Raw genomic sequence first — 23,606 nt, 5'->3', positions numbered from 1 at the left:
CGTTTTTTATAGACGAAAAGCCCAAGGATCAATCCCTTGGGCTCTCCACATTCATGATATCCAAATAAGGAACTTTCAGCGTATCGCCGTCACACTCTACATGTACCAGCCGGGTTCGCGGGTCCATGTTGCTGATTCGTCCCCGCACCTGCTCGTCCATTCCCCATACGGTCAAAAAAATCTCGGCTCCCTCTTCTCGAGCCTCGAACAATTGGTTTCCCAGCTCCTCCAATTCAAATTCGTCTCTTGTCGGACGTTGCGCAGCGTGTTTCTTGCTTAACGTCGGTAAGCCTATCATGATTTCCCTCTCCTCTTCAAATTCATCTTCAATCTATTGCGATGCCCCTTGCTCTAAGCCTTGTATAACCCGAAGCTCGTCCCTGCGAACTTCTACGTAACCGTCCTTGACAAGGCAAAATACAATTTTTCGCAGTTGCTCCACCGTGCCGCCGGATAGCCACGAAATCCTTTTGACATCAGGCCTTACCCAAGCTGTTTTGTATAGATTCCATAAGATTCGAAGCACTTTCTTTTCAACATCTGTCATCAATAAATTCCACCTCGGTCACGTCTGCGAGCTCTATTAGCTGCCATTTGCGTCTTAATTCTACTTTTATGATCCGATTTCGCCGGTCTGCCGGACCGGATTTCTTTTTTCCCAGCGGCTCACGATACCCTCGATGACACGGAAACCTGCTTCACCGCTAAAATATTTTCGATCCGAATCATCCGCAGCGCTTGCCGTTGATGGCAAAATGCTTTGACGAGACCATTCTCAACCATCAAGACCTCAATTCTCCGCTGCTTGGTCTTATTGTCGATATCCAAATAAATAACTTCAATGATATGGCCAATGTATCTTTCCATTACGTTCGCCTCCAAATAAGAACATTTGTTTGTATTATATACGAACAAAATACGAACACGCAATAGTCCATTTGGTTTATACTGGATAATACAGCATAATGATGCGCAAGGTCTTCCAAATTGAAAAAAGGATAGCTCGTCAGAAGTTGACTCTGACAAACTATCCTTGGTAAAACATCTTGTCCGATTATTTCAGCAACCACAACGAAGCTGCGTTGGACGGCTCCCAGCCCACCAGCGAGGTGTGGGCCTGACGGCACTCGTACGTTTTGCCGTTGTACGTGACAAGCGTACCTACCGTGTAAGCTGTGTTCGGCGCCCATGCGGAAACCGCCGGACCGGAAGCCGTCTTGGCATTTACAGCATTGCTGTCGGCCGATACGTTGCCGGCGGCGTCAATTGCGCGAACCGTAAACGTATAGGACGTATCCGGCGTCAGCCCCGTAACTGTGTATTCGAGCGTCGTCCCCGAAACCGTGGTCACTAAAGTGGTTCCACGATATACCCGGTAGCCCGTTACCCCGACATTATCCGTCGATGCGCTCCACATCAGGTGAACGCTGGAAGAAGTCGGAGTGCCCATCACGTGCAAGCCGGTCGGAGCCGTAGGCGCCTCATTGTCTACAGGTACGGCCGGAGTCGTCACCGTGACGGCGTTGCTTGCGCCGGAGACGTTGCCTGCGGCATCCTCGGCACGAACCGTAAACGTATACGACGTATTCGAGGTCAGCCCCGTGACGTTGTAATTTAAAGTCGAGCCGGAGACGGCGGCAATCTGCGTCGAGCCGTTATAAATTTTGTAGCCGGACACTCCGACGTTATCGCTCGATGCGTTCCATGCCAGCGATACGCTCGTTGCTGTAAGGTTGGAAGCGCTTAAACCAGTCGGTGCGGTAGGAGGCTGATTATCCGAAGGATCTCCTCCGAAGTTCACGTCGATGACATTATAGAACGCATTGGCCGTGTCGGCAATTTCCCAAACAGCCAGAATGACTTGATATCCGGTCCGGCTAGGAACGTTGCACGTATCGGAATACGTGGAAGGAGGCTGCTTTCCGCCGTAATTTACGGAGCAGAACGGCGTGAGGTCGAACGAGGCCCGGCTAAGCGGGGCGTTCTGGTCCCAGTTTTGCTTCGTCATGTAATACTTCCAAGTGGATGTCGCATGAGCGGCAGTCAGCTTCCATGTAAACGTTTTCGTCCCTGCCGTCATCGGTACCTTGCTCCAGCGTGTAGCGGATTGCTGGTCAAGCTCCGGAAAAGCTCCGCCTGCGCTGGCGATTTTGCCGTCGGCAGGCCCGGCCTGCGGAAACCCTTTCGGCGCTTCCAGACTTTGCGGCTCATAAATAATCGCTCCGCAGTTCTTATTTTGCCCCAGCTTGCACAAAGAGGCGCGGCTTCCTGGCGATTCAACATAACCATGGGCAAAGGCCCGATCCGAGAATAGCAGCATGATAACGGCCATCAGCAGCATCATGCCGCTGGCAACGAGCAATTTGGATAGGGAATGTTGGGGTAAACGAAGCTGTATCATATATTGTTACCTCCTTATTTTTGGGGTCGGTAAGGACAACTACGATTAGGCATTTTCCATTCAATCGTTCACTATCGCCGGCTCGATCAAACCTCCTCTCCATCTAAGAATATAGCTGTGATCCCGTGTGTGGAAGCTCTTGTAGGTATTGCATATCCTCCTTTCTATTCTATGTTTTATATAAACTCGTAAAGAGTCTATATATGGCGCGATGCGGGGAACTTGATGTAAGCGATTGCGTTAAAATGATCGTATGGCCAACGGATCATAGCAGGACTATGTAATCCACTCATAGTACTTGGAATTATATGAATAGTAAATATATAGTAATAATAATATATCACTCAAAAAATTACAATATAGCCCATGATCTAACACGAAATTACTTTTCTCCACAAATTCAACAAAAAAGGGACAAAAGACTCATGCCCTGCTGCCTAATAAACGAAAAGCGCAATCGAGCCCTTCTTTCCGCAAAGGGAGCTCTCTTACGCAGTTGCAATCAAGGACAGAGCTTGGTAGATTTAGTTTAAGCCAAAATATGCAGCCGGGAGCGAATAACGATGAGTTTTACTTTAGACAGAATCGAGAACAAAATTGAATTTTTCGAAGCCTACGATTTGAAAACGCTCGAAGCCAAAATCGACGCGCAAATCGAGAATAACAAAGCGCTGCTGCTGGACGTGTTCTCGATCAGCCATCAAGTGGTGTTCGATCCGAATGCCGGGAAAATGCTGTACAGCGCCGTCGTTCATTTTAAAGTGAAAAAATAACGAATCTCGCCAAGACCAAAGCTTCATACCGACAAAAAACCATCGGCCCCTCCGGCCGATGGCTAGAATTTAAATAAACAACCCGATGCCCGCCATGACCAGTCTGTACCAACCGATCATCGACAGCCACAGCGGGACGCTCACCAGTACCCCGAACATGACTCCTATCGAAAATCTTCCTTCCATACGCCGCACCTCCATCATTGTCCCCTTGCGCCCAAGAGCTTCTGTGATGATAAGGCAAGCATAGCAAAATTATGTTTGGAATCTTTTAGGTCCTTGTTAAATTTCAATGAGCTTTTTGAACTATATCGAAACAAACCTACAACTTTTTACCCATTTTTATCCGCAAGTAAACCCTTTCTGCAAAAAAAAGACCCGTGCGCAGCGCACGAGTCTTGCTTCCTTGCATACTCTATTTTTCATACAGCTCCAAGGGCAGTTGGTCCGGATCGAAAAAGAACATAAATCGTTTTCCCGTGGTCTCATCGACACGAATCGGCTCCACCGCGATTTCTTCGGCTTCCAAAGCCTTGACGGCCGCTTCGATATCGTCAACCTCGAAGGCCAAATGCCTCAGACCTCTTGCTTCCGGATAGCTTGGACGCTCCGGCGCGTCCGGAAACGAGAATAGTTCAATCTGATGACTATCCCCGACCCGCAGATCAAGCTTATACGACCGGCGTTCCGCCCGATACGTTTCCCGGATAACCGTCAGTCCGAGCACGCCGACGTAAAAATGCTTCGACTTCTCGTAGTCCGAGCAAATGACCGCGGCATGGTGAATGTTGTTCAGCTTTAGCATGATGTTATGCACAGCCTCCTTCGGAACCAAACTTGATGTCGTCCGATCAATAGCTGATTAACGAAGCCAGTAGAAGACCCGACGCCAGACTCAAACAAAACGAGAAAATACCAACGGACACATTGCCCTTCGGAATTTCGGCCAGCACTTTAAAAGGAGTCAGCAGTTCGAACAAGTAGAACACGATAATCTGGAACGCGATCCCGATGAGCCCCCAGATAATTAAATCGACAAGACCGACCGAATGATATACCGCAGACGCGAGAACGAGCACTTGGCCGATCATTTTACCCCCGAGATCGTAAGCCGTAGCTTTGGCGGCCGCCGCTTTACCGGGATCGGACAAATCGCCGCCCTCCCGGATGAGCGCAAATTCATTGTACGGCGTCGTCAGGTTAAAAAGTAAAATGCCGAGTCCCATAAGCGGGACGGTCACGCCCAAATACATCAAAAAGTTAAGAATATTTCCGAACTGTTCCAACGAACTCCAACTCCTCAATAAATGTTAGTAATATAAGGCTGTTCTTATCTGCAGGCCTAGCCTATGACCGACGAAGGCAAATAATAGGACAAATTGTTCGTGATGCTCCCGCCGACGCGCGCAACCACGGCCGAGCTTCGGCCGTCGATCAGAAAGCAGCCCCAGAGCAGCCGACCGTCGTACGGGCCGTTTAACGTTTCCACCCGGATGCGGGGCAGCTCGGCATATTGCTGGTAGACCATCGGCTGATCCCCGTATTCGTCTTCCCCGCTCGCCTCCGCAATATCCCCGCTTCCCGCATAGATCGTGACCCCGCTGCCTTCGCGTCCCAGAATCGGCTTCGCCACATAAGGCGTGCCTTCGGGGAAGCACGGCTCCATAAACGTCGGCAGCATGTAGGCTTCGATCGTCTCATGCTCCTCTTCCGTGTAAAACTCCCCCGCTTGATGCAAATTCCAGATCAGCGCCTGGAGCGCCTTCGTCTGAGCGGCGAACCCCGAGGGCGGATTAATGATCGCCAGCTTGCGCGCCGCGATTAATTCCAGCACATGCTCGCCGGTCGGATAGCCGTCCGTATCCCGGTCTTCAGCCAGCTTCTCGATCGCATGCAGCCGGTACAACACATCAATCGGACATCCAGCTGCCGTTTCTTCGTCATCGGCATCAGGCTGCGCCCATATCCGGTCTCCCTCCACACGGAGATCGGACAGCGCTGCAAATTCCGCGCCGGCAATCCCGGATTGCTTCAGGAGATAGCGAGTCGTTCCGGCATCCTCCTCATGCCAATCGAGCGAGCTGAATACGACATGCTCGGACGCATAGCCCGCTTCGCGGTATAGGTCAAGCATCCGTTTGAACGCCTGCCGGAAATCCCCGCTGCAGCCTTCGTTCGGGTCCTCTTCGCCATAGGCGGCGCACACCCGGCCGTTCGCATGAAAAGCTTCGACGATCCCCGTCGGCGTATCGCTGTTAAACTCAAGCATCTTGAGCCCCTGCGGCGTCAATGCAAAATCGAACCGCCCGATTAGCGTCGGGATGTCTTCATCGAACCGGAGACGAATGGCGCCGAACGACGCGGGAGGCAGTCCCAGTTCAGCCAAAAGCGCCGGTTCGCCCTGCTGGACGATCCGGACAGTCCTGGCATAGATGCGTCCTAACGCTTCGGCGGCTTTGCGCATTTCCGCCAGCTGTGCCCGCTCCAACCGGTACAAGCCGGCGAGCGCATATTCCTGATCGTATAAGCAGTCCCATGTAAAAATACCTTCTTGCCGCAGCGGCCCGTAGATCGCTTCCCGGCGTTCCTCGTAAGAAGCGTCCGGCCGAAGCGTCTTTGCCTTGCTCATGCCCGCACGCCTCCTCTCTGATCGTTGCTTTTTATCGTCGTCGGACCGCCCATGCAGCTCTGGCGCTAGGAGCTTGAGCTGCCGCTGCCGCCGATCCCGCCTTTGCTGATCCCGGAAGAGCTGCCAGAAGAAGCTTTAGAGGAGCTTCCGCCCGAGCCCCCGCCGCCGTAATAATGTCCTCCGGACGAGCCGCTGCTGCCGTTGTCGCAGTAACCGTCCCCGTTTCGATCGGTGCAGTTCTGGGAATTGGAGCAGCCCGCCGTACCGCCGAGCACCAGTGTCGACGCCACGAACAGCGCTACCAGTTTGCGTGTCCTGCTGCTTTTTTGCTGTTCCATTCTTCGTCACTCCTGTTTTCCCGGTTTGAAATTGCGGCTACACCGGCACGGCGTAATATACATACGTCTCCCGGTCTTCGTCGATTTCGGCGGAAGTGCGCTGCCATTCCCGGCCCTCCGCATACAAATAATTCGCCTGAAGGTTTAACATCGCCTCCAGCGTATCGGGAAATGTAAACGTATGCACCAGCCGGTAATCCGACGTCCATTCGCGGTATTCCCTCAGCTCCAGGCGAACACCGCGGGGACCTTCCGGCTTGCTCCACAGCATCGTCCGCTCGTCAAGCGCTTCCTGCACATAGACGACATAACATTCCGGCTCCACAGCGCACGAGGTTTTCTCGTACACCTTGCCGTCCTTAATAAAATAGTCGCACGCAAATCGCAAAGCGACCTCGTCCCGGCCGATCCGGTCATAATAATACAGTAGCGGGAACGTCTCGCTACCCTCGGCATACAAACGGTATTCCAATCGTGTCATCATGCTTCAGCACTCCTTTTCTCTCTCTCGGAAACGGGCCCTTCTCACGGAGATTCACCAAACATATACGCACAACGGCGAAAAAGGATTCGCCCTCCGCCCTTGCGGTTTGCTCCCCGGCCCGGAAGCTGCATCCAAAATCGATTATAGGTTTCTGACACGGTACGTCAAGGTAAAATTTACCTTGGGTCCGGCGAAGCAACAAAAAAAAGAGGCCCATGCCTCTTATCTATGAACTTAAAAAATCCAATAAACCCAGTAGGCCAACACAATTAAGGTGAACAAAACGGTAATCGGAATAACGAACGAGGTTACTTTCAAGTACTGGCTCCAGGTGATTTTGACCTTCCCTTTTTGAAGAATGTGCATCCACATCAACGTTGCCAGCGTTCCGATCGGCAGCAGCAGAGAGCCGACATCGCTGCCGATTACGCTCGCCAAGTAGGATATTTTTAAGCTCAAGGGGTCCAGCCCCATGTTCGTTAAAGTCAAGGTGCCGACCATCAAAGCCGGATGGTTGTTGAATATATTCGATAGCACGGACAAGAGCAGCCCCATAATCACGCTCGCATGAACTAGATTGTCCGAGACGAGCGGCTGTAGATATTGGATCAGCATCGCGGTTAAACCGATATTATGCAAACCGTAAATGATCACATACATGCTGAACGCGAATACGAGGATGAACCATGGCGTTTTTTTCAGCATGTCCGCAGGCGAAATCTTCAGATAGAACCAGCGCCACGCCAATAATAAAACCGAGCCGATCACAGCCGTGGCGGATACGGGAAAATGAATATACGATGCGACGAACAAGCTGACGCGTACGCCAAACACAAAGATGAGAATGTTGCGCATGAATTTCGTCTGCTGTTCCGGCGCTATCGGCGGCGCTCCTTCCTTTAACGGATGGCTTCCGTTGTAATACCCCCAGTAGCCGGGTTGGGAGGCAGGCAGCTTGCGCGGCAGTACCCGGTAGAAGCTGGCGAACAGCAGGCACACCAGCAAAAGAAGCCCGAGCGAAGCCGGTACGAACATCATGGCCGTGTGCATGTACAGGTCCATCTCGACAATTTTCAGGGCAATCAGGTTTACGATATTGCTTACTCCGATAGGCGCACTGGAAGCCGTTGCGATCAAAGCTCCAGACAGCAAATACGGAATTTTTTGATGATTTTTAAACCCCATGCTGCCGAGGAGCATTAACAGAATCGGTGTCGTAATCAAGATGCTCCCATCGTTGTTCACGAAGAGCGTCATCAAAAAACAAAACAAGTTCGTATACCAGAACAACCGGATACCCGATCCTTTCGATTTCTTGAGCAGTTGCTCGGCCGCCCAATGAAAAAAGCCGAAGCTTTCCAATACGATAGCCATAACGATCGTTGCCATAATGGTGACCGCCGCTCCCCCGATCGTTTCGGTGATCATGCCAAGATCGGCAATCGATACGCTGCCGCTAAGCAGCACGAATATGGCGCCGATGGTCGCCGGTATCGCCTCATTTACATGAGGACGCCAAAAGATAAAGAAAATCGTGCATAAAAAGGAAAGAATAGTAATAACGATCATCAAATCATGCATAGAACCTCGCCCTCTTTTCTAAGATGCAATCCGCTGCGCCGAAGTCCAGCACCTCCGCATTACCCTCTAGGAACCATCGCGCTTCTCCTCCCCGATACAAGCCTCAACTCTATATTTGCATTGTATGTATAGGTGACATAGCAAGTACTAAGCGTTCTCCTATTTCTAGCATTTTCAACTAATAGATATCGTTTATATTTACCGCTCCCGGACGCCTGTCCTTTCATGACACCTACCGCTCCGATAAGCTTACATAAGCATGAAAAAGCGCCGCGCCAATGAACAATCCATGGCTCAGCGCTTCGATGAATTTTTTAAATGAGCGGCTACGGTCCGGGCATCCTTTTAAACGCCAGGAAAAGAAGCAGGATCATGCCGAGATAGCCGAACAGAGGATACAGATAGGAAAGCAGCGGCGTATAGCCGATCTGGCTAATTAGAAAGCTTCCAAGCAGAATCGCTAACACCAGCCCTTTGGTCGGGAGAACGAACAGGCTTTGAATTTGACGCGCGATCCCAAATACGTTGCCGATGATCGTCGTAAAAATTTCCCCATAGATGACCAGCAAAAATAAAATATGAACCGCTCCGCCCAGATCCCGAATAATTTCGGCCATCGGAATATCGAACGCTGCAATTTCCGGCATCTTGGAATTCATGGCCCAGTGGCTGATCAACAGCATGAATCCAAGAGCTACGCCACCCCAGAAGCCGCCCCATTTCAAGGCGCTCTCGTCCTGCACCTCGCTGCCGAGCGGCACCATCACCGCTTGGACAAAGGCAAAATTCAATGCGGCGTAGGCAAACGGACGAATTAGCCACGTTAGGTCGGACCATGGCGTGTTTCGCCAACCGATGCTTGGAGCCGTCCCGTTGTCGCCGAACACATGCAAAGCAATGAGAAGCATGAAGCAAAGCATTAAAGGCACGACCACCGAATTTACCGCCAAAATTCCCTGCATGTCTCTGGTCATGACCAGATAACAAAGGACGATACTGATAACAATGCCCCACTGATATGGCAAACCAAGCTGTTCCTCAAAAATGGAGCCGGCACCTGACAGCATCACCGAAGTCATCCCGAATAAAATCGCGAACGTCGCAGCATTGGCGACCTTCCCGAACACGCTGCCGAAAAGATAGGTGTTAAGCTCCTGATAAGAAAATGCCTGAATCCTGTGCGCCAGAACCATCATCTTAGTTCCAATCCACATAAAAAGAAACGTACTGATCAAAATGCCCACGGTTCCCCATGTCCCGTAAACCGTAAAAAACTGCATAATCGACTGTCCGGAAGCAAATCCGGCTCCCACCACTGTTCCAGCGTATGTCGCTGCAATTTGCAAGATCGAGACCGATTTTTTAACCATAACTCCTCCGGGAAGCAACCGCATAAAATAAATCTTTATGCTTCATTTTATGTTCGGAAGGCTTGTATATTCCCGCCTTGTCCGACTCCCGGAGACAAACTTTCCATCTTGCTACGGCTCGCCCGCACGTTAAAATTACGTTTTAAATATTCCTTGACAGGAATATTCCTTTTGAGGTATCTTTTAAACAAGAATACGGTACCGGCCAACGAGATAAGACACCGAGTTAACGCGTACCGAAACGAATATTAGGAGGAATTTGGATGTCGAACCCAATGACGATCAAGGCAGAAGGTCAGGAACTTATTCTGGAGCGTGTGTTCAATGCGCCGCGCGAGCTTGTATTTAAAGCGTTCTCACAGGCCGAGCATCTCAAGCACTGGTGGGGACCGCGCGGCTGGACGCTTACGGTTTGCAACGTTGATTTTCGTCCAGGCGGTATCTGGCATTACTGTATGAAATGTATCGATCAGAACCAAGGCGATTTTTACGGATTCGAATCTTGGGGCAAAGCCGTCTATCAAGAAATCGTCGAAGCGGAGAAAATCGTCTACAAGGATTACTTCTCGGATGCCGAAGGCAACGAAGCAGAAGGCATGCCCTCGGCTCTCAATACGATGACTTTCACAGAATTCGAAGGCAAGACGAGGCTTGTTAACCGGGCCCAATACCCTTCTGCCGAAGCGCTCAAAACCGTTGTCGATATGGGGATGGAGCAAGGGATCACCGAAACCTGGGATCGTCTCGCCGAGCATTTGCAATCCATGCAATAACACAAATTTTGTTATCAACAAAGCCGTTCGGCCCAGAGCCGGCGGCTTTATTTATTTAAGTTATGCGTTAAATTCACCTCTCTTTATTTCATTAATTAAAGTCATAATCATGAATTCATTAAAAATTGAACGTTTTTTACGAAAATATTTAAAAAATAAAACCTATGATTATAATTATATTTATAAATTTAATGAAAGGGTGGTAATTTTGGACACAATCGATCTGGCGATACTTGATGCTTTAAAAGAAAACAGCAGAATGACCGCTTCCGAAATAAGCAAAAGAGTAAATCTGTCGATTCCGGCCGTATCGGAACGAATTCGAAAAATGGAGGAAGCGGAAATCATTGAAGCCTACACCATAAAAATGAATCGAATGAAGACGAACTGCAAGCTATTGTCCTTTATTTTCGTCAATATTGATCAAACCGAACATATCGAGGAGTTCAGAAAGTCTATTGTTCAATGCAGTTCTGTCCTGGAATGCCACCATGTTGCCGGCGAATATGATTATTTGTTAAAAGTTCTTGTGGAAGATACCCAAGCGTTGGAACATTTTATTTCCAATACGTTAAAGAACATTAAGGGTGTGCTTAAAAGCAATACCATCATCTCTCTTTCTTCCTTGAAAGAAAATATAAATATTTGAAGAGGTGCTGAACATTTTTGCAAAAGGATTCAAATTGGGAATGATGCTACAATTGGCCATAGGCCCCATTTGTATTTTCATATTTCAAATCGCTTCCTTACGCGGATTTTTCGCGGCCGAGACCGGCGTACTCGGTGTTGCTTTGATTGACGCGTTCTTTATTGTGACCGCCATTCTCGGCATCGCAACCGTGATGGAGAAACAAAATATGAGATGGGGTTTGAGACTGTTCGGGGCCGCCGTCTTATTCATGTTTGGGTTGAACCTGGTGCTGAGCTTGCTTGACATTCGTCTCCTGCCCAGCTTAAGTATTGCAGACTTTGGGGACACAAACCATGCATTTGTCTACGCAATCCTTCTGACGGTATCGAATCCTCTGACTATCGTTTTTTGGGCAGGCGTATTTTCAACCAAGGTAGCCGAAGAAAATATGAAGCGGGAACATATCTATGTATTCGGTTTTGGAGCATGGTTTGCAGCGGTATTCTTTTTAACTCTGGTGGCATTCATGGGCAGTTTGACCCGTGAATTCATTTCGCCTTTCGTACTTCAAGTTTTGAATGGTTTCGTAGGAGCAGCATTTATTTATTTTGCCTTAAAAATGGTTTTGCAAAAGAATGGCTGAGTTGCAAATTCGTTGTCCATTCATTATCCATACTCCATCCGTTAAGTTTTTTGTCGAATGATGAAGGAAAATTGCACTTGATATTGAAATTGTTTCTAAAGAAGGTTCCGACATCATGAAATTCCCATAACTTATGAACCTGACAGAAACTAATCGGAAGATGGAATGGGAGTAATGACGAGTATGGACAATGCGACAAACAACCCGGGGGCGGGAACGGCGGCAAAAAAATCAAATAAGAAGCTGATCATCATCATGAGCTCGCTTCTCGTTGTATTGGCAGCGACCGGTGGAATTGCCTACAAGCTTACGAATAACATGAAATACGATTCGTTGGTCAGGCAGTACAATCAGGATTTTGAGGCGATTCAGGCGGCGGGCTCCACATTCAAAAATCAGATCGAAACGCCTCCTGTCGACAAAAAAACGCTTAAGGAAATCGTCGGTTTTTATGAAAGCTCCAAATCAACGATCAATTTTGAAGCCCAAGTGAAGGAATTGAACGGCAATCCCAAGTACGCTTCGCTTTCGGCGGAAAAGAAGGATTACTCCAGTCTTAACTTGGAAACTGCAATCGCGGAGTACAAAGACCGGTTGAAGGATATCGAAAAGCTTCAGAGTGTCATCCAGCGAAGCGACAACATCGATGCGGAAATCAGACAGTTAAAGAAGCCCAACGACAATATGTATGCCATTTATGGCACAGTTGACTCTCTCATCGAAAAAAACAACAAGCTTAAGGACGAAGTGCTGAGCGTAGTTTTATCGCCGAAATTAAAAGATATTCAATCCAAGTTCGTCGATGCTTTGACCTCCCGCGGCAAATATTTGACCGAAATGCAAGCTGCGCATGAGGCTGCAGAGAGTTATAAATATAACGAAAGCAGTTACGAAAGCAATATCGCCGACATCAAGAAAAACAAGCAGCTGGCGCAAAATAATACGTATTCCTACGGATTTATTACTGCTGCCTACAAAGCGGCCGATAACGCGGAGTACAATCGAAAATATTTAGAAAAAAAGGGGACCGAGCAAAGAAGTCATGCAACTGAAGCCGCCAACATGCTGGCCAAATACGTAGAATTGACGGGAGCCGAATCGGCCGATTTGACGAAAAGCGAGATCAATCCCAAGCCGCTTCCGGACAGTCCGGCAAAGCCATCCGGCGATGAGGAGAAGGCCAAGCTGATGGTCGAGATTTTCCTGACGAAAAATATGTGGGCCCTTGCCTCAGACAACATCCATGTCGTGACGCCGTATTTGAGTTCGAAGAAACACCAAGAACAGGCCAATTACATGCAATATCTGAAAAGCAAAGGGATCAAGGAATCCATGACCCTTGCCGAAGCCAAGTCGGTAGAAAAATCGGGCGATTCCGCCTTCATCGTTACGACATCGGAAAAATACAACATCTCCTATGGCGATGGCAGCCGCAAAACCAAGAGCTTCACTTCCAAATATAAAGTCGTGAAAACCGACTATGACGATTACGACTTCGTGATTGACGAATTGCTTGAAGCGAAGGAAACCGATAGCATAGACAGCTAAGATTGCTTGACAACCATACCAGCCTCCGGATTTTGATTCCGGAGGTTTTTTGACGATGCAGCGCGAGCCAATTTCAATTATTTACCTTTGCATAAAGAACGTGTGTTCGTTATATAATAACGATATACGAACATATATTCGCAGGTGATGAAATGCAACGAACTGTTCTCATGGCAGATGGGCAAAGTTTTTACGCAAGTATCGAAAAAGCAGCGCACCCGGAATATCGGGATAAGCCCGTTGCGGTCGGGGACCCGGCACGAAGAAATGGAATTATTTTAGCTGCCTGTCCGATTGCAAAATCACGCGGTGTAACTTCAGCCGAAAGAGTCGGTGAAGCGCTGGCCAAATGCCCGGATCTGGTCGTCATACGGCCACGAATGCAAACATATATCTCGGTATCCCTGCTCATTACGGAAATTTTCGAATCCATTACAGATCAAGTTGAACCGTTCTCCATCGACGAACAGTTTCTCGATGTGACAGGATCTTTGGCCTTGTTCGGTTCTGCTGAAGAGATTGCCCGTTTAATACAAACCCGAGTAAAGCTTTCAACCGGAGTATGGTCCCGTGTCGGTATCGGCCCCAACAAAATCCTTGCCAAAATGGCTACGGATAATTTCGCAAAAAAGAAACCCGCAGGTATATTTGAACTTACCCATGACAATATCGAAAAAGAACTTTGGCCCCTGCCTGTCCGTCAAATGTTTATGGTAGCCGGGCGCATGGCTTCCCATTTTGCTCGAATGGGCTTACACACCATCGGCGATATAGCGCGTCTCGATCTCGGTGAATTCAAAAGGCGAATGCGCTGCCGGATGGGCCGGCAAAGTGACATTCAAGCGGAATATTACTGGCAAACGGCGAATGGGATCGACCCGAGTCCCGTTGTCACCGGAATGCGAAGTCAAATTAAAGTGATCAACCACGGCAGGGCATTAAAATGGCAGGCCTATCGAACGATCGAAGACATTGAACCGCTTATGCTCGAACTTATCGTGGAGGTTTGCCGCCGTGCCAGGCGGTACGGCTATATGGGCAGAGTCGTTGCAGTGGGAGCTGCAGAAACCGACGGACATCGGTCTTCAGGCTTCGGAAGGCAAAGAACATTGCTGCGTCCTACCCATTTGGAGCATGAAATCGGCCCGGTTATACGCTCACTCTTTTTGGAGCACTGGAAGGGCTTGCCCCTTAGTCATTTGCATATTACGCTCACGGACCTTTCGGGAGATGATGTGTATCAACTGGACTTATTTGAAAATCGAGAGCGATTGATTCACCGTGAAAAAACAGTCGATACGCTGAAAGAGAGGTTTGGACCAACGGCTATTATCCGGGCATCGTCCTTGTTAAAAACGGCTCAGGCATTTGAAAGAGCGGCTCAAATAGGGGGTCATTGGGCATGAGTAAACTAGACGGGAATGGCCGCTGGCAGTCGAAAATGACACTCACGGAACACACGGAGCAATACGAGGCGCGTAATGAATCCAAAGCTTCACGACCGACACCCGAGGAATACACGATGGCTCGGGATTACATTCTGCTGCCTCATATGCTAACCATGGTTGAGCGGAGTATTGAGGAAATAAGAGCCTCAACCAATATCTTAAAGCGGCTATATGTGATCGCCGCGCAAACCGTGATGAATCAAATTCATAAAGACATGCATTCGCTGCGTCGGGAATTAAGTAAACGAAACATCAAAGTGATTAGCGACGAGCAGATCGACCTCGTTATTTATTACAAAATCATATGCCGAGGTTACGAAGAACGATTCGGTATCGTTCGTGATGTAGTTCGATCAGAGATCAGTGTGCGTTTGACCAAGTATCTAAAAGACGTTGCACAACTCATTGAGCCATACGGCAAATGAATCTTATTGATGTTGACGAAACAGCGGCAACGATGGACGTGAAAAATAAGTCCTGGACTGCCGCTGTTTTATTGAACTATTTTTGGGATAATTTATAAATTTTTAATCTAATTTCATAATTTAAGATTAGACTTATTTTATCTCATATATTACCATATAGAACAGGTGTGAGGATATTATTACATCAGTCGAACTTTGGCCTGATCATAAGGAGATGTATCATGAAGCAACTGAAGGTCGTATTTCAAAACCCCAATTATGTTAAGCTTTTCCTTGCCACCTTCACTTCCCAAATGGGAAACGTTATCGGCATGACCGCATTTATGTTTTATTTGCTCCACCGTTTCTCCAGTCAACCGTCGTATGCAACGCTTGCCGAATTAATGTACTCTCTGCCGACGCTGGTCGTTTTTTTTATTGTCGGTGTTGTTGTTGACCGGATGAATCGGCAGAAAATTGCGGCCAACTGCGATTGGATCAGCGCCCTCCTCTCGATCGGACTGCTGCTCGCTGTCTGGATCGACTGGATTCCGCTTATTTTCGTTTTTCTTTTTGTACGGAGCGCGATTTCCAAATTTTTTCTGCCTGCCGAAAGCTCTTTGATTCAAGGGATCTTAGACAAAGAGACGTATACCGTTGCCGCAGGACTTAATCAAATTATGGGCAGCTTGTTCCTCCTATTCGGCGGTGCGCTTGGTGCCATGGCTTATTGGAGCTTCGGGATAATGGGAGCCATTCTGATTGACGCGCTTTCCTTCGTTGCCTCCGCCCTTCTGATTCAAGCCTGCTCCATCCAGCAACAGACGCTGCTGCCGAATGGTCCGCATACTTGGAAAGACCTCAAGCTCAAGTTGATTGCAACCGATTTTAAAGACGGATTCGCCTACATTCTAAGAAACAAGCTGCTGCTTTTGCTCGTCATGGGATTTTTTATTTTCGGCATAGTCAACGGCGGGCTGAGCGTCATTCCGATTTTTATCCTCAAATATAAACTGGCGCCGACCGACTACGAACAATATTCCGTATGGATTGGCATTATCGTCGGTGTGGCCCTCTTGGCCGGCAGTCTCGTCGCTTCCGTGCTCTCTTCCAAAATGAAGCTGTACCAGCTCATTGCAACCGGCCTGCTGATAAGCGGAGTTTTTCTTGCGACGGCAGGGCTGATGACAAATCTGTACCTGTTCTTTGTTCTCGCCTTTATGACGGCCTTAGCTTTGCCTGCGGTGAACATCGGCTTAGGGGGATGGCTTCCGCGCATCGTCGCTCCGCAAATGATGGGCCGCGTACAGGGATGGATCGGCCCGCTGATGATGTTGTCCCACTCGCTTACTCTCGGGCTGATTGGAATCAGCTTTCCTGCGGTCGTCTCGATTGAGGCTTTGTTTCTGATCATCGGCGGGTGTTTCGTGCTAGCCGCTTTGTACTATTTTGCCGTACTCCCCCGCTTTGTGGAAGACGAGCCATTGGCGCCATCCCAGACACAATCGGCGGAGAATGCGCCTTCAGTCTAAAAATCCCTTCATCGCTTGCAATCTCAAGAACGGTGCGTAAGCGGTCGTTGTCATTGATCGAAATTTCCCCTGAGGAGGCTAAAGAACTCGCTTTCTTCCGCTTATATAAAGTGTCTACTTCAGTTCACTATGAGCATATCCCCGGATCGTGCTATAATCGGAAAAAGAAAAGCGTACCGCCTCGGCAGAGACGGAACGCTAAAAATGGAAGCTAAGGTGAAGACGCATGCTGCTGCACAAAGGCGAAACGTTGTTTCGCCAAGGAGAAGCCGGACCGCTGTACCGCATCAAGAGCGGCCTGCTTAAGATTGTCCGCATTCACGAGGACGGAAATCCCGTTCTGGTCAATATTATCGTTCCGGGAGAGACGATCCCTCATCATTCCTTAATCAGTCCGAAAGAATATTACGGGACGGCGATTGCGCTCATGACCTGCGAGATCGAAACGCTTCCCGCTCAAGAATGGTATGCCAAGCTTCAACGGGAACCGCAAACGTGTCTTGAGATCGCCATGCTGCTGGAGAGCAAGCTGCGAATGATGCAGCAGCGAATCGACCAGCTGACACAGATTGCGCCGTTAGAAAAGCTCACGAAGCTTCAGGCTTGGTTCGAAGCGTACGTTGCCCCGGCCCGCTTGACGGATCTGCTGACACAGGAAGAGATCGGCCAGTTTATCGGGCTGCGCCGCGAGACGGTCAATCGTCTGCTTCGCGCTCAAGCCAGCAACCGCTGACCACTAAGCATATAGTTCCGTTTACCCGAACCGCATTCTAGCGTTGTGCCGGAGCCGCCGGTTCTCCTGCTTCCTCCAGTGAACCTGACGGTCCGAAAAATTCGTAACGCGCATCCTCCTTGCGCACGCCCCATGCTTGCAGCATCCGGTTGACCGTCTTCATGAAAGGCACCGGTCCGCAGAAATAGAACGCCGCATCCGGCGAAGGAACAACGGATTGCAACCACTCCAGATCGATGTAGCCCTCCTTGTGGAACGTATCCCCGGCCCGATCGGCAGCGGTCGGCGATTGGTAGCAAAAGCGGTACGAAAATCCCGGATGCCTGCGAGCCAGCTCTTCCACCTCGGCGCGCATCGCGTGCGTCTCGCCGTTTAGAGCCGCGTGAACGAACGTGACCTGCCGGTCCGGCGCCATTCCGCCGAGCGTTTTCAGCATACTGAGCAGCGGAGTTAGACCGACGCCGCCGCTCAGCAATACGACCGGGCGCGGGTCGGAGGTGTCGAGTGTGAAGTCCCCGGCGGGAGCCGTCAGCCATAGCGTATCGCCTTCGCTCACGCGCTCGTGCAGGAAGACGGACACTTTGCCGTCCGGGCGGTCCGGCGCACCGTCCTCGCGTTTGACAGAGATACGGTAATACGGCTTGCCCGGCGCATCGGACAAGCTGTATTGCCGAATATGCGTATAGGTCTCGCCGGGTACCTCCAGCTTCACGCTGACATACTGCCCAGACTCGAACGAGGCAATCGCGCCACCGTCAAGCGGAACCAAATAAAACGACGTAATGACGCTGCTTTCCTTTTGCTTGCGCTCCACCCGGAACGCCCGGAATCCTTCCCAGCCGCCTGCTTGCCGCTCGGCCTGAGCGTACATTTCTGCTTCTACGCCGATGAAGGCGTCGGCAATGATGCCATAGGCGGTTTCCCACGCCTGAAGCACCTCGTCCGTAGCTGCCTCGCCAAGCACCTCACGCATGGCCGTCAGCAGTGTCCGGCCCACGATCGGATAGTGCTCAGGTTTAACTCCAAGACTCCGGTGTTTGTGCCCGATCTGCTTCACCACAGGCAGAATGGCAGCCAAATTATCGATATGCACGGCGGCGGCATATACGGCATTAGCCAGTGCCGTCTGCTGGCGTCCCTGCTTTTGGTTCGTATGGTTAAAGACGTTCAGCAGCTCGGGATGCTCGGTGAACAAAATTTCATAAAATCGTTTCGTTACTTCTGTCCCCTTCGACTCCAGAAGCGGGACCGTCGATTGAATAATGCGAATCGTCTGTTCGTTTAACATCGTTATCCCTCGTTTCATCATTGCGGATTTCGTTACCTTCATGAGAAAGTATACAAGGACGCCCGGAACGCCTTTGTGATTTAGATCACACCAAAACAAAACGATTTGTGGCAAGCAGACAGCCGGTCGGAGTTAGGAAAATTCCGACCGGCTGTCGCTTGCTGAGTTATTTGATCCCGGGATTGCATGTTCCAGAGGTTAAAAGCCCGTCTTCGACGTATCCTTCCCTTGATCGGTCAGCCCTTCGCCGTTACCCGTACCGGCATTGCCATATACCGTGTTATTTTCACAGCGGCTACCGGCGATCTGGACGGCGGCCGCCGAACAGCGGGACAGCATATTGCCTGTAACGAGATTGTGCCTGCTGAAGGAGCCATCGGCATTGCCGGATGTTTCAAGCGCAATGCCGGTTTGGACCCGGCGCACATCGTTGCCCGTCACCGTGGTGACGTCGCTGTTCAGCAGGACGATGCCGCGCTCCGTCTGATCGATTTTGTTGCCGGAAACGATGTTGCCAAATGGCCGCTCGTCGGCTGCCGCGCCGTCGCCCGTCAGCGAGATGCCGGCTTCTTTTGCTCGGGAAATGACGTTATGGACGATTACATTGTCCGTACAGTAATCGCGCAGCACGATGCCCTGTTTGCTCGCAAAAGCGCCGTTTTCCAGCCCTTCCGCCGACAAAATGTTGCCTTCGATCCGATGGTACGAGCTCGGCTTCAGCTTGGAGGATACTACGATAAAAGCATCCTCACATTGCTGCGCCACGTTATCGGAAACGATCGAATACGAGCTGCCCGCGGAAATATAGATGCAAGGTCTTTTCAACAAGTGAAACCGGTTATCCGTCAGCCGGAAATTCGCCGCCGATTCGGCAAAGATCCCGTAGCCTTCGTAGAAATTTTCATAAGCAAATAGCTGAGAGAACGAGCTTTGGCTAACCGAGACGTGCCTGCTGTCGTTGAGCCACACGCCATTGACGATGGCGGTGAAATGACAATTCCGAACGGAGACGTGCTCGCATTTTTCAAAATAAATGCCGCGTTCCGTCATCTTGGAATTTGTCAGCGATAGGGCGCCCATGCCTTCGAAGCCAAGTCCCTCGACCGCATTTTTCTTCGTGCCGAGCCCCATCACCATGGATAGATTCGACTCCGCCGCCTTCAGTATGGATGCGCCTGGCCCATCTCCGACCAAACGTACATTTGGCCTGAGCATAATGGAGGATCTCAGAATGTAGCGCCCGGGCGGCAAATAAACGGTCCCTCCCATAGGCCCCGCCGCTTCGACGGCCGATTGAATGGCCGGCGCGTCGTTTTGATCAAAACGCCCCAGCCCTTGCGCCCCGTAGTTTTTTACGTTAATCCAGGTGACCGATTCCGGGCGAAATCCCGGATTCTGCATCGGATTGGGCATCGGCTCTGCCGCGGCCGTGCCGCTCCAACCCGTACCGGCGGCCAGAATTATTCCGGCTGTCGCCGTGCCCATCGTGGCCAACAGCTCACGGCGGGACATTGCTTTGTCTTTGGATGAAGATGAAGATTCCGAAGTCGACATATCGTATATCGTTCCCCCTTCCACAATCTAGCAATCTATCAGCATTATAGCCTTCTCCGCTTCATTTGACAATTGGGCCGAAGCCCCGCGCTCCGACAAAAAAAGAACATGCCCGCTTAGCGGAACATGCTCCACAGTTTAATCAGATGAAACGCATTGTTCGGATCGATTTTTTGCGAGATGACGAACTGGACGAGCTGCTCGGTCTGCTGTTCGGTGACTCTTTCTCCGAGCACCTTCGTCAGCATGCCGACAAACCGACGAACCTTCACGCGGTCCTGCAAATCGTACTTCGTCACGCCCTGCAAAATCATTTTGACCCGTTCTTTCGTCTCCGGATTTTTCATCTTCAGCTTGATCCGCTCGATTTGCGCAGGATCAAAGCTGTACTGCGTATAGCTCATGCCGCACACCTCCGCGTTCTTGCAATAGACTTACAACTACCACACAGTAAGTCTATGTCGGAGAGCTTGGCCTTGTGTACCTATTTCTTCCGCCTTCTTTCCCTTCGCCCCGCAGGCGGAGCGTCAGGCTGGCTTCGTCTAATCCAGCATCTCGCTGTCAAAGATGTGCTCGCGCTGCAGATAATGACGAAGCGGCACGTAGTCGGCTTCGGTCCAGAAATCCGGCTGCTTGACAAGCCCGGCCGCGTCGTCTCTTGCCTGTTCCATCACTTCGAAATCGGTCACCATGTCGGCAAGCCGGAAATCCGGCACCCCGCTCTGCTTCGTGCCAAAAAAATCTCCGGGCCCCCGCAATTCGAGGTCGCGGCGCGCAATCTCGAAGCCGTCGTTCGTGTCCGTCATCGCCTTTAGCCGTTCCTTGCCGACTTCGTTCTTCGGATCGGCAATTAGCACGCAGTACGATTGGTGCTCCCCCCGTCCGACCCGGCCCCGCAGCTGGTGAAGCTGCGATAATCCGAACCGGTCGGCGTCGTAGACGACCATCAGCGTGGCGTTCGGCACGTCCACGCCGACCTCAATAACCGTCGTCGAGACCAGTACGTGAAGCCGGCCTTGGCTGAATTCGCGCATCACATCGTCCTTCTCCGCCGGGGCCATCCGTCCGTGCAGCAGCCCGACTTTGTACTCCGGAAAAGCAAATTGAAGCTGCACGTGCACGTCGATCGCGTTCTGCACGTCGAGCTTCTCGGATTCTTCGATCAGCGGGCAGATCACATACGCCTGCCGCCCTTCAGCCACCTCGTGGCGAATAAAGCCAAGGACGCGCTCCAGCATATTGTGCGTGACCGCGTACGTCTGAATCGGCTTGCGCCCCTTAGGCAGCTCCCGCAGCGTCGAGACGTCCATATCGCCAAAAGCGGTGATCGCAAGCGTCCGCGGGATCGGCGTCGCCGTCATCGTAAGCACGTCCGGATTCATCCCTTTGCGGCGCAAAATGCTGCGCTGCTGTACGCCAAACCGATGCTGCTCGTCCGTAACGACGAGCCCGAGCCGGCGAAAAAACACATCCTCCTGAATGAGCGCATGCGTGCCGACGACGATGTCGACCATCCCCATCTGCAGCGAGCCGAGTACCTCCCGGCGCGTCCGCTCCGTCAAGCTGCCCGTCAGCAGCGCCGTCTGAATGCCGTACGGCTCGAACAAGCGATCGAGCGAGCGTTTGTGCTGCTCCGCAAGAATTTCCGTCGGCACCATCAGCGCGCCTTGATAGCCGGCTTTGACGACAGCAAAAAGCGCCACCGCCGCGACGACGGTTTTTCCCGCGCCCACATCGCCCTGCAGCAAGCGGTTCATGCAGAAAGGCTGCTGCAGATCATGAAGAATTTCGGCCAGCACGTTTTTCTGGGAAGCCGTCAGCGTGAACGGCAGCGCGCGCACAAACGCGCGGACAGCCGGCAAATCTACGGGATGCGCGACCCCATCCGCCCGCTCGTGATTCAGCGTGCGGTACGCCTGCATCTTGAGCTGGAACAAGAACAGCTCCTCGTACACCATCCGGCGTCTCGCCCGTTGTCCCTGCTCCATGCTGCCCGGCAGATGCAGCAGAGCAACCGCCTGCTTGCGGGGCAGCAGATTGTATTTGCGCAGCAGCTTGCCCGGAAGCACCTCGGGAATGAGGTCGCCGAATTGCAGCAGCGCTTGCTTCGTCGTTTGCCGGAACCATTTTTGCGTGATCGATCCGGTCACCGAATAAACCGGCTGCAGCGTGCCGGTCTGCGACGTGCCGCGGCCCGGGAATTCGACCTCCGTCACGTTCAAGTGCAGCCGCTTCTGGTCCCATTTTCCGGTCAAGACGATATCCGTACCGGCTGTCAGCTTATCCTTCAAAAAATGCCGGTTGAACCAGACAGCCGTAATGAAGAGCGGGTCGACTACGATTTTGCAGGTCATGCGCGATTTGGTACGCCCGTACATTTGCACTTGGGGAACCCCTGCGACTGTGCCCTGCACCGTAATCCGGTCTCCGTCCTTCACCTGCGTCAAATCGCGAAGCGTGTAATCCTCGTAGCGGAAAGGATAATAATCGAGGAGCTCTCCGACGCTCGAGATGCCGAGCGCAAGCAGCTCCTCGGGCTTCTTGCCTTTGACGCCGGACACCTTCGTGACCGGAAGCGAATAAAGATCCAAGGTCATATCAGACCGGTATGGCAAAGGCCGCTACGGTTCCGGGTCCGACATGCGCTCCGATGACGGGCCCGATATGCGTGTATTGCACGCTTTTTACATCAAAATGCTGCTTCAGCAGCGAGAAAAATTCCTCTGCCGTCTCGCGGCCAGTCGTATAAGCCATGATTAAATCGATCGGCTTGCCAGCAAAATCCTTCTGCATCAGCTCTACGATCCGGTTCATCGCTTTCTTCTGTCCGCGAACTTTATCAACGGAGTACACGACTCCGTCATCGTTGACCGACAGGATCGGCTTAATATTAAGCAAGGAGCCGAAGAGCGCCGCAGCCTTACCGATCCGTCCGCCCTTATGCAAATACTCGAGCGTATCCACCAAAAAATAGAGCCCGATGTTTTGGCGCAGCGACGCAATCCGTTCCAAAATTTCCGACTTGCTTTTCCCCTGCTTTGCCGCCTCTGCGGCAGCTACGACGAGCATACCGATGCCACAGGAAGCCGAACGGCTGTCCACCACCTCGATATCCGCCTTCTCGTCGATCATCGACTTCGACACGAGGGCGGACTGGTAAGTGCCGCTCAACTGCGATGACAAATGAATCGAGATGATCGAGTCGGCGCCTTCGTCCGCCAGCCTCTCGTATACTTGGATGAAATCGGCCGGCGACGGCTGCGATGTGGTCGGAAAAATACCGGACGAGGCCAGCTTGTCATAAAATTGCACCGGACCCATATCAACCCCGTCGCGAAATGCCTCCGAGCCGAACAATACTTTAAGCGGCACCACCTCAATGCCAAGCCGCTCCCGCAGGTCGGCCGGAATATCCGCCGTGCTGTCCGTTACAATACGAACCTGGCTCAATAGCCTCCCTCAATTCTTTGCAAAAT

Annotated in this window: 24 protein-coding genes; 9 read left to right on the top strand and 15 right to left on the bottom strand. The window is 51.1% G+C overall.

From position 1 onward, the window contains the following. Positions 1-28: 28 nt before the first annotated feature. From PEL01S_RS11915 to PEL01S_RS11905, 3 genes are all read right to left on the bottom strand, one after another. Complete coding sequence (locus tag PEL01S_RS11915; RefSeq protein WP_063187496.1) at positions 29-298, bottom strand: YolD-like family protein; 270 nt, start codon at positions 296-298, stop codon at positions 29-31. A 368-nt stretch (positions 299-666) separates the two neighbouring features. Next, on the bottom strand, positions 667-867 hold the full coding sequence (locus tag PEL01S_RS11910) for a hypothetical protein (RefSeq protein ID WP_036688970.1): 201 nt from the start codon (positions 865-867) through the stop codon (positions 667-669). A gap of 187 nt (positions 868-1,054) precedes the next feature. Continuing rightward, on the bottom strand, positions 1,055-2,401 hold the full coding sequence (locus PEL01S_RS11905) for a lytic polysaccharide monooxygenase (protein ID WP_127460445.1): 1,347 nt from the start codon (positions 2,399-2,401) through the stop codon (positions 1,055-1,057). Positions 2,402-2,964: 563 nt separating this feature from the next. Between PEL01S_RS11905 and PEL01S_RS11900 the strand changes: the two genes are divergently transcribed. Next, positions 2,965-3,174 (top strand): YrzA family protein, encoded by a 210-nt coding sequence (locus PEL01S_RS11900; protein ID WP_063177809.1) that lies wholly within the window; start codon positions 2,965-2,967, stop codon positions 3,172-3,174. A 415-nt stretch (positions 3,175-3,589) separates the two neighbouring features. Here the strand turns inward: PEL01S_RS11900 and gloA2 are convergent, their stop codons facing one another. The 7 genes from gloA2 to PEL01S_RS11865 form a co-directional block, all read right to left on the bottom strand. Next, entirely contained in the window at positions 3,590-3,979 is a 390-nt protein-coding gene (gloA2, locus tag PEL01S_RS11895; RefSeq protein ID WP_127460444.1) for an SMU1112c/YaeR family gloxylase I-like metalloprotein, read from the bottom strand. A gap of 46 nt (positions 3,980-4,025) precedes the next feature. Beyond that, complete coding sequence (locus PEL01S_RS11890; RefSeq protein WP_063177805.1) at positions 4,026-4,460, bottom strand: DUF350 domain-containing protein; 435 nt, start codon at positions 4,458-4,460, stop codon at positions 4,026-4,028. A 56-nt stretch (positions 4,461-4,516) separates the two neighbouring features. Further along, on the bottom strand, positions 4,517-5,803 hold the full coding sequence (locus tag PEL01S_RS11885) for a glutathionylspermidine synthase family protein (protein WP_127460443.1): 1,287 nt from the start codon (positions 5,801-5,803) through the stop codon (positions 4,517-4,519). Positions 5,804-5,868: 65 nt separating this feature from the next. Then, complete coding sequence (locus PEL01S_RS11880; RefSeq protein WP_127460442.1) at positions 5,869-6,141, bottom strand: hypothetical protein; 273 nt, start codon at positions 6,139-6,141, stop codon at positions 5,869-5,871. A gap of 37 nt (positions 6,142-6,178) precedes the next feature. Then, complete coding sequence (locus PEL01S_RS11875) at positions 6,179-6,622, bottom strand: hypothetical protein (RefSeq protein ID WP_127460471.1); 444 nt, start codon at positions 6,620-6,622, stop codon at positions 6,179-6,181. Between the two features lie 237 nt (positions 6,623-6,859). Continuing rightward, positions 6,860-8,206 carry an arsenic transporter gene (locus PEL01S_RS11870; RefSeq protein WP_127460441.1) on the bottom strand — a complete coding sequence of 449 codons (1,347 nt, stop codon included), beginning with the start codon at positions 8,204-8,206 and terminating at the stop codon, positions 6,860-6,862. Positions 8,207-8,532: 326 nt separating this feature from the next. Then, positions 8,533-9,576 carry a YkvI family membrane protein gene (locus tag PEL01S_RS11865; RefSeq protein ID WP_127460440.1) on the bottom strand — a complete coding sequence of 348 codons (1,044 nt, stop codon included), beginning with the start codon at positions 9,574-9,576 and terminating at the stop codon, positions 8,533-8,535. Between the two features lie 263 nt (positions 9,577-9,839). Between PEL01S_RS11865 and PEL01S_RS11860 the strand changes: the two genes are divergently transcribed. The 8 genes from PEL01S_RS11860 (at position 9,840) to PEL01S_RS11825 (ending at position 17,288) form a co-directional block, all read left to right on the top strand. Next, positions 9,840-10,349, top strand: a complete 510-nt coding sequence (locus PEL01S_RS11860; protein ID WP_063177797.1) for an SRPBCC domain-containing protein — start codon at positions 9,840-9,842, stop codon at positions 10,347-10,349. A gap of 208 nt (positions 10,350-10,557) precedes the next feature. Then, positions 10,558-10,998, top strand: a complete 441-nt coding sequence (locus tag PEL01S_RS11855) for an Lrp/AsnC family transcriptional regulator (RefSeq protein WP_127460439.1) — start codon at positions 10,558-10,560, stop codon at positions 10,996-10,998. Positions 10,999-11,038: 40 nt separating this feature from the next. Continuing rightward, positions 11,039-11,623, top strand: coding sequence for a LysE family transporter (locus tag PEL01S_RS11850; protein WP_127460438.1), 585 nt, complete (start codon positions 11,039-11,041; stop codon positions 11,621-11,623). A 183-nt stretch (positions 11,624-11,806) separates the two neighbouring features. Beyond that, the gene (locus PEL01S_RS11845; RefSeq protein WP_127460437.1) at positions 11,807-13,171 is read left to right on the top strand and encodes a TcaA NTF2-like domain-containing protein; all 1,365 of its coding nucleotides are present in this window, start codon (positions 11,807-11,809) and stop codon (positions 13,169-13,171) included. Between the two features lie 152 nt (positions 13,172-13,323). Further along, complete coding sequence (locus tag PEL01S_RS11840; RefSeq protein ID WP_127460436.1) at positions 13,324-14,577, top strand: DNA polymerase IV; 1,254 nt, start codon at positions 13,324-13,326, stop codon at positions 14,575-14,577. After that, the gene (locus PEL01S_RS11835) at positions 14,574-15,044 is read left to right on the top strand and encodes a YhjD family protein (RefSeq protein ID WP_063177788.1); all 471 of its coding nucleotides are present in this window, start codon (positions 14,574-14,576) and stop codon (positions 15,042-15,044) included. The genes PEL01S_RS11840 and PEL01S_RS11835 overlap by 4 nt, the downstream gene beginning before the upstream one ends. Positions 15,045-15,265: 221 nt before the next feature. Then, positions 15,266-16,555 carry an MFS transporter gene (locus PEL01S_RS11830; RefSeq protein WP_127460435.1) on the top strand — a complete coding sequence of 430 codons (1,290 nt, stop codon included), beginning with the start codon at positions 15,266-15,268 and terminating at the stop codon, positions 16,553-16,555. 226 nt (positions 16,556-16,781) lie between these two features. After that, entirely contained in the window at positions 16,782-17,288 is a 507-nt protein-coding gene (locus tag PEL01S_RS11825; protein WP_127460434.1) for a Crp/Fnr family transcriptional regulator, read from the top strand. Between the two features lie 37 nt (positions 17,289-17,325). Here PEL01S_RS11825 and hmpA read toward each other — a convergent pair whose 3' ends face one another. The 5 genes from hmpA to PEL01S_RS11800 all read right to left on the bottom strand — a co-directional run bounded on the left by hmpA (position 17,326) and on the right by PEL01S_RS11800 (position 23,580). Further along, positions 17,326-18,576, bottom strand: coding sequence for an NO-inducible flavohemoprotein (hmpA, locus tag PEL01S_RS11820; protein WP_127460433.1), 1,251 nt, complete (start codon positions 18,574-18,576; stop codon positions 17,326-17,328). A gap of 198 nt (positions 18,577-18,774) precedes the next feature. Then, positions 18,775-20,130 (bottom strand): right-handed parallel beta-helix repeat-containing protein, encoded by a 1,356-nt coding sequence (locus tag PEL01S_RS11815; RefSeq protein ID WP_127460432.1) that lies wholly within the window; start codon positions 20,128-20,130, stop codon positions 18,775-18,777. A gap of 116 nt (positions 20,131-20,246) precedes the next feature. Continuing rightward, complete coding sequence (locus PEL01S_RS11810; RefSeq protein ID WP_127460431.1) at positions 20,247-20,534, bottom strand: stage VI sporulation protein F; 288 nt, start codon at positions 20,532-20,534, stop codon at positions 20,247-20,249. 138 nt (positions 20,535-20,672) lie between these two features. Further along, positions 20,673-22,727 carry an ATP-dependent DNA helicase RecG gene (gene recG / locus PEL01S_RS11805; protein WP_127460470.1) on the bottom strand — a complete coding sequence of 685 codons (2,055 nt, stop codon included), beginning with the start codon at positions 22,725-22,727 and terminating at the stop codon, positions 20,673-20,675. Position 22,728: 1 nt separating this feature from the next. Then, a complete protein-coding gene (locus PEL01S_RS11800) occupies positions 22,729-23,580 on the bottom strand; it encodes a DegV family protein (RefSeq protein ID WP_127460430.1) in 852 nt (283 codons plus the stop codon). Positions 23,581-23,606 lie beyond the last annotated feature (26 nt).

It is taken from the genome of Paenibacillus elgii NBRC 100335 (genome assembly GCF_004000865.1).
Lineage (GTDB): Bacteria > Bacillota > Bacilli > Paenibacillales > NBRC-103111 > Paenibacillus_G > Paenibacillus_G elgii.
Note: the sequence above shows the minus strand (reverse complement) of the source record. Positions and strands in the feature narration are given on the sequence as shown.